Below are 12,130 nucleotides of genomic sequence, written 5' to 3'. Positions count from 1 at the left end.
GACCAACGACTAATTAAACTTAAGAACTCATATTTAAGTTGTGGGTAATCATAACATTAAAGCACTCATTCTGATTTCGGAATGGGTGCTTTGTTTTTTACAGTAGGTCACGCCTAATTTTGATTTGGGTCATATTCAAAAGACGATTGCACAAAACTTTTGAATTGTCTTTTGTTTTTCTACATTTATAAAAAATAGAATTAAATGAAGGACTTACAAAAAGAGTATATGAGAAGGGCAATTGAGCTCTCCAAAGAAAGTGTAGCCAATGGAGGCGGCCCTTTTGGTGCTGTCATAGTGAAAGATGGAAAAATAATTGCTGAAAGCTCAAATAGTGTTACCATAGACAATGACCCAACCGCGCATGCAGAAGTAAATACAATCAGGAAGGCTTGTAAAGCATTAAATACTTTCGAATTAGTAGGCTGCGAAATTTATTCTTCTTGTGAACCTTGTCCTATGTGTTTAGGTGCTATTTACTGGTCCAGATTGGATGAGTTGTATTTTGCTAATACAAAAAAGGATGCGGCAGATATTGGCTTTGATGATTCATTTATTTATGATGAGTTAAATGTTTCTGTTGAGAAAAGGCGTGTGAAAACAAGTCAGTTTATGAGAGAAGAAGCTATTGTTGCTTTTCAGAACTGGGAAGAAAAAGTGGATAAAACTGAGTACTAGTTTAACCCTTTTAGTTTTTACCAAAAAGCTTGAACTCTCCTGTTTAAACTGTTTTTTTTGTCCCACAAAATACAGAATAGATTGGCTTTGAGAGTTCTTAAACTAAAAAGTTAAAATAAATGAGCACTTAGAAATATCAAAATATTATATTTGATATTGAAAGAAATAGAAATGGAGCCTAAATGAACTAAGCTCCTTGAATCAAGCAAAAAATCAAAAATGGAAGACGCTAAGAAAAAGAAAAAACCGGAAATGTACGATAACGTTATGCGGCAGTTTAATCATGCTGCAGATATAATGAGGTTAGATAAAGGAATCCGCAAGATTTTAGCTTCTACAAACAGTGAGATAAGTGTTCATTTTCCAGTAAAAATGGATGATGGTAGAATTGAAGTTTTTAACGGATATCGTGTTCAGCACAACAATTCTCTTGGTCCTTATAAGGGTGGTTTAAGATTTCACCCAACTGTAGATATTAACGCAGCGAGAGCGCTCGCGATATGGATGACGTGGAAGTCATCACTAGTTGGTTTGCCTTACGGAGGTGGTAAAGGTGGTGTATCCATTGACCCGAAGCTCTATTCGATAGGAGAGTTGGAAAGAATTACAAGACGGTTCACTTATTCTCTTGGAGAAAATATTGGTCCTGATGTCGATATTCCTGCACCAGATGTAAATACTAATCCACAAATAATGGCTTGGATTGCCGATACATTTGCTTCTACAAAATCACCTTCAACGAGAATGTTGAATTTACACGTGGTAACTGGAAAACCTGTAGGTTCGGGTGGATTAAACGGTAGAGACAGAGCAACGGGTTATGGAGTCGTGGCCTCTATAAAATCTTGGGCAAAACTAAAAGGTATAGAGTTGGCCGGAAAGAAATACATCGTTCAAGGTTTCGGAAATGTGGGCTTTTGGGCTTCTCATTTTATGGAAGAACTGGGTGCGAAATTAGTTGCTGTACAAGACGCCAGTGGAACTATCTTTAATGAAGAGGGGATAGATACTGAAAAGCTACATAATCACGTTGGAAACAATAGTGGTTTGATTAGTGGATATGATGACGCTGACAAAATGGACAATGACAAGTTCTTTTCCTTAGATTGTGATATTATTATCCCTGCAGCTTTAGGAAATCAAATTACTGAGGCCAATGCGCACCTGATCAAAGCAAAATTAATTGCTGAGGGAGCAAATGGACCAACGGATGTGGATGGAGAAAAGATTCTTCTTTCAAGAGGAATTGACGTAATTCCTGATATTCTTTGTAATGCAGGAGGTGTAACAGGAAGTTATTATGAGTGGCTGCAAAACAAAAGAAGTGAAAACTATCACATAGACACTGTTCTGAAAATGATTAGCGAGAAGTTGAATGAAGCATTTGAAAGAACTGTGAATACTGCTAAAAAATACGATACAGATTGGAGAACAGGTGCATATATTGCAGCATTAGAAAGAATACAACAAACCTATATGGAAAGAGGGGTATTCCCTTAGGTTTCTCATCAAAACTATGAATTATGAATAATATTGGAATAGTAAAAGGAGATGTTTGTAGTACCGTGGCAATGCCTTCACCAGAAGACATGCGAGCGTTGACTAAGTTTGTTGATGTTTTTATTCAATCAGACGCAGGAACAGAATGTGGCTATAGCGACAATGAGTATGCTTTAGAAGGATGTTTTATCAGAGATAATAGTGAAGACGTTATTCAATCTTCTGATTTAATTCTTTTTCAAAACCCAATTTCTGCTCCTTTAATTCCTTCCGGAAGAAAAGTGATCATTGCAAACATTGATTTTGTTAATGACAAGGAGCAGTTAAAACTGTTTATGCATAAAAATATAGATTTGTATAGTTTCGATGCCATTACAGATTCTGAGGAGACAGGTGTTTTTAAAGATAAATTCGTCAATTTTGTACGTTTTCATTTAGGAGATCCTATCCAGTCAGAGTACGTATCCCTTTTTTCGAAGTCAAAGATTTTGACCAAAGGACAAATTGTTCATAAAGAATTGCTTTAACAGTAATCAAGTTTTATACATCATACAGCGCAGCATTTTAAATGTTGCGCTTTTTTATTGGTCTAAATTTTTAAGTAAAAATAGAGGGGGCTAAAACGCTAGTCACCGATAAATTCTATAAAATAAAATGCTTAACGGGAGCTTTACCTTCTGATTAATATACTACATTAAAAAGCTCTCGCTTGAAATATTACCCTAGCCTAATCTCATCCTAATGTGAATTTCTTTTTTCAACTGGTTGGAAATAGAAATTTGCGAAGGATATGGTCAGGTAATCGCCAACTCACATTATTGATATGTTAGGTATTTTTACTGTTAAAGAATCGCACAGGCATTTAAAATATTATTGAGCTAAATATTTTAAGGAATACCAAACACAATTCTAGAATTTATAAGTGGAGATGATGAGTTGAAAGAACTTTTACTCTTTCACAATTACGAAAATATCCTCGTTGTCACGTTTAAAGAGTTTTTCCTCTCTTGCAAAACGTTCTAGGGCATCCGTATGATCAAGCTGATCAAGCGTCAATTTTGTTTCCGTGAATTTTTCAAGAAGAATTTCTCTCTCGTTTTCAAGTTTGTTTAACTTAAGCTCTTGTCTAATTATATTGAAAACATCAACGTCATCTAAAAACAACATGTACACTACAAACACTAGGGCCGTAATGATGTATTTATTCTTGAAATGCTTTAATCGTTTCATCACTCACAAAGGTAAAGATAAATAGCAGATGTCCCGAATAAGAGAAAGTATATTTATAAATGATTATTTGTTGATAAGGGGTCTGATGAAAAAAGCCCCGAACTTTCATTCGAGGCTTCATTTAATTTTATACTACTGATTATCCCATAAATGGATATCTGTGATCCGTTGCAGGAACAAAGGTTTCTTTAATGGTACGTGCAGAAACCCAACGTAAAAGGTTAAGTTTAGCTCCAGCCTTATCATTTGTACCAGAACCACGTGCTCCACCAAATGGTTGTTGACCTACAACAGCTCCAGTTGGTTTGTCATTAATATAGAAGTTACCCGCAGAATTTTCTAATTTGCGCAAAGCAGTAGAAATAGCATAACGGTCTTGAGATATAATAGATCCTGTCAATGCGTATTCTGATGTTTCATCCAACAAGGTTAATGTTTCTTCAAATTTATTTTCATCATAAACATAAATCGTGATTACAGGACCAAAGATTTCTTCAACCATTGTCTTGAACTTTGGATCAGTTGTTACGATAATCGTAGGGTCAATAAAGTAACCTTCAGATTTGTCATAATTTCCACCAACGATGATTTCAGCATCTTTGCTTTCTTTTGCGTAATCGATGTATTCTGTAATGCTGTCAAAAGCTTTTTCATTAATTACAGCAGTAATAAAGTTCGTTGTATCTTCTGGCGAACCAATTTTGAAAGAATTAACTTGCTCAATTACGTTTTCCTTAACATCTTCCCATAAATTACTTGGAATGTATGCACGAGATGCAGCAGAACATTTTTGACCTTGGAATTCGAATGCACCACGAGCAATTGCTGTGGCAACCATGTCAGCTTTAGAAGACGGGTGAACCATGATGAAGTCTTTACCACCTGTTTCTCCAACAATTCTAGGATAAGATTTGTAGTTTTCAATGTTTTCTGCAATAGTTTTCCATAATGTACGGAATACTCCTGTAGAACCTGTGAAGTGCAATCCTGCGAATTCTTTGTGCTTAAATACAACATCGCTAATATTTGCTCCTCCCGTGGTAACCATGTTGATTACGCCGTCTGGAACACCTGCTTCTTTAAAAACTTCCATGATCACATTTGCAGAATAAATTTGAGATTCTGCTGGTTTCCATACAACAACGTTACCTAACATTGCTGGTGCAGATGGAAGGTTAGCCGCAATTGCAGTAAAGTTAAATGGAGTAATGGCTAAAACAAACCCTTCTAAAGAACGCCATTCTAGTCTATTCCAAACTCCTGGTGAAGATTCTGGTTGTTCTGAATATATTTCAGACATGTATTGAACATTGAATCTGAAGAAATCTGCTGTTTCACAAGCGGCATCAATCTCTGTTTGGTAAACATTTTTAGACTGACCCAACATTGTTGCTGCGTTAATCTTATCGCGGTAAGGTCCAGAAATTAAATCTGCAGCTTTCAAGAAAATACTTGCTCTTTCTTCCCATGGAAGGTTAGACCATTTTTCTTTTGCAGCCATAGCAGCCTCAATTGCTTGAGAAACGTGCTCTTTATCACCATAGTTATAGTGACCTAACACTTTTTGGTGTTCTTGTGGCGAAGTTAAAGCTCTTTTGTTTGAAGTGGTTACTTCTTTTCCACCTATATACATCGGAACATCAATTGGTTCCTGATCGTACATCTCTTTATATTTACCAAGTAAAGATTTTACCTCCTTAGAATTTGGTTCGTATGAGTTTACTGGTTCATTGACCGCTACCGGTACTTTGAAATGTGCATTTGCCATAATTAGATTCTTTTTTTTATTCTTACAAAAATAGCCATTCATAAACTGAAATCAAAACAAATGCATTCGCATATTTCTTGTTTTCCGAGTGTGTCTCAAATCTTTAAAATATGGGAAGAGTTTCTAAACAACAGTTTTAAAATTATCGAGCCTATATGCTCTAAAGACTCATTTTTTTCTATTTTTGTCTCAATGCTATACTTACTGTTATGAAGCAAATCAAAATTTGGATATCTTTTAGTTTTCTCATCCTTTTCAATCTTTCTTATGCCCAAGAAAGTATCAGCGATAAATTAGAGGAATATGAAACTTCCTCCTTAGATAGGAAAATGGAATTGTTCTATTACTTTTTCTACAAATTCGAATCTGACCAAAAAGACAGTGTCCTTTACTATGTTAACGATTTAATTAGCGAAGGAATCCGAAACAAAAATCAGAATGCTATTGCTTTGGCTAATTTAGGGATTGGCCCTTATTTGCTGAGCAATTCTCTTTTCGAAGAAGCGGAAGCAAAGCTGAAGAAAGCAAAGAAACATTACCACAAAGTGGAAAACGATACCATGCTTGCCGAAGTTTATATTAACCTCGGAAATTCATCTTACCTCCAAGGGAAATTTACGGAAGCAGAAATGCTCTATAATAAATCTGCTGAATTTGCACAGGCTTCTGGTGATAAGCGTTTCCAAATGCTTTCTGTTTTCAATTTGAGTCGTATTTATTTAAATCAAGGCAGGGTTGAAGAGGCTAAACGCATGATTCAAGAATACATTGATTTCAATTTGTCTAATGGAGCCATGCGTAAACTTGCCGCAGCTTATGGATTAATGGGACAGTTGTATTTAAATCAAAGCGATAACGCACAGGCCATAGATTATTTTACTAGAAGTATGGAGAGTGGTCTAACTGCTGGGTACATGCCTGCTGTAGCGAATGGTTATACTAATTTGGCAATCGTAGAGTATGTTTCTGGAAATATGCGAAAAGCAGAACAGTATTTTCAACTCGCTTTGGCCTACCGTCAAAAAGCGGCTGATAAATTTTACATTGCTGAAGGGTATTATAATTTAGGAGACTTCTTTTATGGTGTTGCGAAGTTTGATTCCTCCATTGTAAACTATGCATATTCTTTAAAAGTAGCCGAAGAATCGAACAATTTACAAGGTCAAATAGATGCTTTGTATGCGCTTGATGCAGTCTATGACACCTTAAACGAAAAGGATAACCAAATTGCTATATTGAAGAAACTTTTAGTGACAGAAAAAAAGCAAGCCACTCACCAAAGCTATAAAGAAATTAATGCTTTAAAACTAAGTTACGCACAGTCGGAGAAAGAGGCGATAAATAACGGAGGAATTAGAGAAGATCAACTGCAAAGTAAAGTCGTCGAGTATCAATCTATTTTTAGCAACTGGGTTTGGGTGGTGTTTTGCTGTGTAGCATTATTGTTTGTGTTTGTTTTCTTTTTTAAACGATCTACTTCAAAATAGTTTTTTAATCAAAATGCCTATCGTCTTCTTTACCCCTAAATTATTTAAACCCCTAATTTTAGGTTTGCTTTGCGAATTGTCAGTTTAATTTTATTGGAAAACTAAAGATTTATGACTTCAATATGAAATCCCAAATAGTTATTAGGGTGGAAATTCTTCGTTTTTAGGACGCGCTTTATCTCTTTTTGAAGGTGGAGCGTGCTAGAAGTCGCTAATAATTGTGGAGAAAAAGCACGGCTTTTGAAGACCAAACGTTAGAGCAGGGACCATAGCTTGCGGCGGAGATCACCGACATTATCGATTTTTAGGAGTGGAGACTAGAACCGCAGCGCAGCGAGCTCATGAAAACAAATGAAAAACTTTAAGGAATTGAATAAAAAATATTAGGCGCTAGACCTTTTTTCTCCTTGTAGCTTCGGCACTATCGCTTCTCGCTACTTCGTCTTCAAAAGCGTTGCTTTTTCTCTTTTTGGGGCAACCGACCAAAGGGAGCTCATGAATACCTTTTAAAAATAGACGAGAATGAATAATGCCAAAAAGAAAAATACCAATTAATAATGCTAATTTTATTCATAAAGCAGATTGGGGTAAAGTATCCGATAGGCGTTTTAATCAATTGAAATACTGCATCAAGTCATGGGGCGGAATACAAGCTAAATGAGGAACAAAATGACAGAGAGGCAAGCAACATTTGGCGCTGGATGTTTTTGGTGTATCGAAGCCATCTTTTCTGAAGTGAAAGGAGTAATAGATGTTACTCCAGGTTTTGCGGGTGGTCACATTAAAAATCCACCTTACAGAGAAGTCCGAGAAGGAAGGACTGGCCATGCAGAGGTAATCAGAATTGTTTACGATTCAGAGAAGGTCAGCTTTTCTGAATTACTGGAGGTTTTCTGGTTTTCACACAATCCTACAACTCTAAACAGACAAGGGAATGATGTGGGAGATCAATACAGGTCTGCTGTTTTTTATCATGACGATGAACAAAAGACCTTAGCAGAGGAATACAAAAAGAAATTGGAGACTTCATCTATTTACGAGGAGAAAGTTGTAACGGAGATCACTCCGCTAAGCAATTTTTTTAATGCTGAAAGTGAACATAAGGATTACTTCTCAAGAAATCCTGAACAAGGATATTGTAGGTTGGTGATAAAGCCAAAACTTGAACGCTTTAAGGCTGCATTTCCATCTAAATTAAAATAAACAAACTGAAGTTTTCGTCAATAGTATGTTAATCTTTACCTGCTTTTCAATTCTGTATTTTCGCATTGCATCTTTCCTTCTTAAATTCCAATCTTTCAGCTATAGTCACCAAAGGTAATCTTTAGTTGTTAAGTTAATTTCTTTATGAAACTGAAGCAATGCTAAAGAGGATGTTTTCCCTAATCTTTCTTTAAAACTCCCATAAACATTAATAAATCATAGGAGAAATGAGCAGCTACACAAAACCACAAACCAAATACTTCGTATGCATAAGAAAGGATTAAAATAAAGGGGAAAAGTAAAACGCCCAACATACTTTTTTTCCACGATTTTGGGTTGAAGTAACCATGTATGGCAATAAAAATAAAAGTGGTTAACCAAGGTCCTAGCCATGTTTGCAGACCTGCTCTAAATAATACTTCTTCTCCAAATCCTGCACAAAAGGACATAAAGAGAATATCTCCCCAATTCAATTTTAAGTTTTTGAGCATGCGCATTTGTGGACCATTCATTTCCTCGAAAATGGGGAACTGTGAAACTCCGATCACGATAAAACCATACAGAAATCCAAATTCTAAACCCAATAGTGTTAGCGGACTGAAAAATCGATCTAATTCCAAAACTGAAATAATGGATACATCTTCAAATAACCACAATAAACTCAAACCAATTGCGGGAAAGGCAATTAGGGTCAACCAGCTTAATAAATGGAATTGTACCTTCGGACGCATAGTTTTATTACTTTTGCTTAAAAATAATTAAAAGCATGAAAGAGTTAATTTTTAATTGGATAAAATCCTTTTATTCTGTTGGTAAATCAACCCCAATTGAAGAATTATTAGCCAATCCTTCATATCAAAGTCACAAGTATTTATGGATGCTAGCACTCCTGATTGGGATGGCTGTTATTTCTATTTTGGTGTGGTACTTGACACGACAAGTACTTTTGGCCATTATTAAAACCATTGCTTTAAGGAGTAAAACTAAATTGGATGATATTCTGATGGAGAGCAAGTTTTTTAGTGCAATTGCTCACATTTTGCCCTTGCTTTTTATGGATTATTTCTTTTCGATCGTATTCGTTTCTTTTCCAGATTTTCTTGAAATAGCGATTCGGCTGAATGATTTTCTAATCGTTTTGGTCATTTTAGTAAGTGTTCGCAGGTTCTTGAATGCCGTGAGAGAAGTTTTGGAAGATAAACCCTATTTTTCAGATAAACCTATTGGGGCTTATATTCAAACAGTGAAATTGGTAGTCACTATTGTATTTGTAATTATTTTACTCTCTGTACTTACGGATCAATCTCCTTTGTTTTTCCTGACTTCACTTGGAGCAATGACTGCTATTCTTTTATTAGTATTTAAGGATACAATACTTGGTTTTGTAGGTAGCATCCAAATTTCTGCAAATGATATGCTAAGGATTGGTGATTGGGTAACCATGGAGAAATATGGCGCTGATGGAGATGTAATTGAAATTAATTTGACCACCGTTAAAGTTCAAAATTTCGATAAAACAATTACCACAATTCCTACCTATAGTTTCATTGCCGATAGTTTTAAAAACTGGAGGGGAATGGCTGATTCGGGAGGACGAAGAATAAAGCGCTCCTTAAACATAAAAATTGATTCTATTAAATTTGCTGATGACGAGTTAATTGCTCGCCTTTCCAAAGTAAAGCTACTTTCTGAGTTCATTATTGAGCAACAAAATGAAGTAGAAAGATATAATAAAGAACATGGCTTAGTAGATGAATATCAGATTAATGCGCGCAGACCAACAAACGTAGGCTTGTTTAGAAATTATGTGCAATACTACCTGAAAAACAATGGTGAGTTAAACCAAGAAATGTCACTAATGGTAAGGCAACTGCAACCTAACTCAAAAGGTTTACCTATTGAGCTGTATTGTTTTTCGAATACTAAGGTTTGGGCAGAATACGAGGTGGTCATGGCAGATATTTTTGATCATTTGTTTGCAATTATCGACCGTTTTGAACTAAAAGTTCATCAAGAAGTGGCTGGCTCAGATCTGAGGAATTTAGAAATGTATAAAGGCAATTAGGACATTTAAAAGGAAACGAGATGTTTGTTAAATTCATCTCGTTTCCAAATGGGATTACATTAATTCTTACATCTTTTCAATCACGAAATCTGTTCTACGGTTCATGCGCTTATTGGCTTCGCTTGTATTGGGAACTTTAGGCTGCGATTGCCCATATCCTTTTGCCGATAAACGAGCCTTGTCAATACCATTCTGAATTAAGAAGTTTTTAACTCCCAAGGCTCTTCTTTCAGAAAGTTTAAGGTTTTTGTCAGCTATTCCTTCATTATCCGTGTGTCCTTGAATTAAGATGGTAAATTCTTTATTTTCTTTCAAGAAACGTGCAAACTGTTTTAAGATAAATTGTGCTCTATCCGACAGCTCGTCAGATGCCGTATTGTAAAGAATGTCATTGATGGTATAAGGCTCACCTACCTTAATTTCTCTAACTTCCATGTTTTTTGAACGAATCGTTTCTCCTTTGGCCAATTCTTCTTTAGTGATGATTTGGGAGTCGAAAGCATGCCCTTGTTTTTTAACGTTAATCATAACATCCTCTTGGTCTTCTGCTTTTACAACAGCAGCATATTTCCCATCATTTCCATTTACCTTTATTTTTTCAACTTTATCAGAATTGGAATATGCAATTTCAATCTCTACATCTTCCACCGGCGAGTTATCTTCTGTGTTTAGTTCTCCTTTTACAATAACCACCGCTTTCGGGCGGGCTTCCTCATATAGTTCAAAGGAGTAAATGTCCCAAACCCCTTTTTGACGAGAAGAGAAATAAGCATCTTGTCCATCAATAGACACAAATAATCCAATTTCATCGTCTTCTGTATTGATAGGAAAACCAATATTTTTTGGTTTCGACCATGATCCGTTCTCTTCTTTTCTCATGTAAAAGATATCTGTTCCGCCCAGTCCTTTTCTTTGATCACTTACACTAGAAACAAAATAGAATGTTTCACTGTCTTGGTGAAAAAATGGACTTTTATCTTTACCTGGCGTATTTACTTCTGTAAAGGGTTGTGCTGGACCCCAAGAACCATCAGCTAGTCTTTTAGAAAAATAAATGTCATCATTTTGAGTATTAGGTCGAATTGTTGCAAAATATAAGGTGTTTCCATCAGCCGACATTGTAGGTTGACCTTCCCATCCATCATTGGTGTTGATCCCTGTTCCCAGGTTTTTTAGCTCCGACCAAACATAGTCATTTCCACCTTCTCCTGTTCTTTCGTAGAATGTACTATAAAGGTCACAGTTTCTATAGTTTTGCCCTCTTACATTCTCATCCCTGCAAGCGCAAATAATCATTTCCTTGTTATCTACAGAAAGGGTTGCCGCACCATAACTGTCGAAATAACCGTCATTGAAAGGAACGTTTAGTGGTTTTCCTCCATCAAAGTCAGTATTTTTATTTCTTCTTTTAGACCATGTGAATTCCTCCTTAATTGTTGAAATAATATCTCCTTTTGCTGTTCTATCAACCCTTCGAGTATAAAAGATTAACTCATTATCTGGAGAAATCATCGGGAAATATTCGTCTTGACCAGTACTTACATTTTTTACTTTATTGGGAGCAAAAGGCACTTCCTTTTCATAAAACGATTGTTCTTCTTCAAATTTACCTAGTACTTCGGCAACATCTTTTAATCTTTTTTCGTGATCATTGGAGTACCTATCCATTTCCTTGCTGTCAAAATTCTGAAACTGCTGGAAATAGCTCATCGCCTTTTTCTGATTATCGAAGGTATAATTTATAATTCCTAAATAGTAGTAACAGTTAGAATGGTAGTCTGAACACCTTTCTATAGTTTGAGCAAAGAGTTTTTCTGCAACTTTCATGTAACTGTCCCCTCTTTTTGGATCAGGGTCGGACTCATAAATTTTAAGGGCGTTTTCGTAAGCATAAATAGCAAATTCATAGTAGGCCATTGCATTGTCAGGCTCTTCGCTAATGGCTTCTCGAAAAAGTGAAGAGGCTTCCGGAGGTGCTTCCTTTTTGGCTTTATCAATTAGTTTGGTTACTTTTTTGCCAGGTTCCAAACAAGATTCATCCTCAACTTGAGAAAAAATAACGCTGGGTAATAAAAATAGAAATGTGAAAAGTGGGTAAAGTTTATTCATCTTATAATTGTAAAAAAATGCCATGATATAAATATAGCTTTAATAACGATTTTAAGGACGAAATGTTACAGTTTTAAATGAAAAAAGGAT

At 35.7% G+C, this 12,130-nt stretch carries 10 protein-coding genes; 6 read left to right on the top strand and 4 right to left on the bottom strand.

The features are described from left to right. The first annotated feature begins 204 nt into the window (after positions 1–204). From DIT68_RS08995 to DIT68_RS08985, 3 genes are all read left to right on the top strand, one after another. Positions 205–678: a nucleoside deaminase gene (locus DIT68_RS08995; RefSeq protein WP_109359468.1), complete on the top strand. Its 474-nt coding sequence runs from the start codon at positions 205–207 to the stop codon at positions 676–678. Positions 679–897: 219 nt separating this feature from the next. After that, complete coding sequence (locus DIT68_RS08990) at positions 898–2,178, top strand: Glu/Leu/Phe/Val family dehydrogenase (RefSeq protein WP_233244178.1); 1,281 nt, start codon at positions 898–900, stop codon at positions 2,176–2,178. Positions 2,179–2,201: 23 nt separating this feature from the next. Beyond that, positions 2,202–2,705 carry a hypothetical protein gene (locus tag DIT68_RS08985; RefSeq protein ID WP_109359467.1) on the top strand — a complete coding sequence of 168 codons (504 nt, stop codon included), beginning with the start codon at positions 2,202–2,204 and terminating at the stop codon, positions 2,703–2,705. Positions 2,706–3,126: 421 nt separating this feature from the next. Here DIT68_RS08985 and DIT68_RS08980 read toward each other — a convergent pair whose 3' ends face one another. Next, complete coding sequence (locus DIT68_RS08980) at positions 3,127–3,408, bottom strand: septum formation initiator family protein (protein WP_146194172.1); 282 nt, start codon at positions 3,406–3,408, stop codon at positions 3,127–3,129. A gap of 139 nt (positions 3,409–3,547) precedes the next feature. Then, complete coding sequence (pruA, locus tag DIT68_RS08975) at positions 3,548–5,176, bottom strand: L-glutamate gamma-semialdehyde dehydrogenase (protein WP_109359465.1); 1,629 nt, start codon at positions 5,174–5,176, stop codon at positions 3,548–3,550. A gap of 209 nt (positions 5,177–5,385) precedes the next feature. Here pruA and DIT68_RS08970 point away from each other — a divergent pair, with 209 nt between their 5' ends. Next, on the top strand, positions 5,386–6,663 hold the full coding sequence (locus tag DIT68_RS08970) for a tetratricopeptide repeat protein (protein WP_109359464.1): 1,278 nt from the start codon (positions 5,386–5,388) through the stop codon (positions 6,661–6,663). 669 nt (positions 6,664–7,332) lie between these two features. Beyond that, entirely contained in the window at positions 7,333–7,866 is a 534-nt protein-coding gene (msrA, locus tag DIT68_RS08965) for a peptide-methionine (S)-S-oxide reductase MsrA (RefSeq protein WP_109359602.1), read from the top strand. A 179-nt stretch (positions 7,867–8,045) separates the two neighbouring features. On the opposite strand, the gene DIT68_RS08960 is transcribed toward msrA, so the two are convergent. Next, entirely contained in the window at positions 8,046–8,597 is a 552-nt protein-coding gene (locus tag DIT68_RS08960; protein WP_109359463.1) for a CPBP family intramembrane glutamic endopeptidase, read from the bottom strand. Positions 8,598–8,632: 35 nt separating this feature from the next. Here DIT68_RS08960 and DIT68_RS08955 point away from each other — a divergent pair, with 35 nt between their 5' ends. Further along, complete coding sequence (locus tag DIT68_RS08955) at positions 8,633–9,931, top strand: mechanosensitive ion channel family protein (protein ID WP_109359462.1); 1,299 nt, start codon at positions 8,633–8,635, stop codon at positions 9,929–9,931. 66 nt (positions 9,932–9,997) lie between these two features. On the opposite strand, the gene DIT68_RS08950 is transcribed toward DIT68_RS08955, so the two are convergent. Next, positions 9,998–12,040, bottom strand: a complete 2,043-nt coding sequence (locus DIT68_RS08950) for an OmpA family protein (RefSeq protein ID WP_158276155.1) — start codon at positions 12,038–12,040, stop codon at positions 9,998–10,000. Positions 12,041–12,130 lie beyond the last annotated feature (90 nt).

This window comes from Brumimicrobium oceani, assembly GCF_003143775.1.
Taxonomy (GTDB): Bacteria; Bacteroidota; Bacteroidia; order Flavobacteriales_D; family Crocinitomicaceae; genus Brumimicrobium; species Brumimicrobium oceani.
The sequence above is the reverse complement of the archived record's forward strand: the minus strand, read 5'-3'. Positions and strand labels throughout refer to the sequence as shown.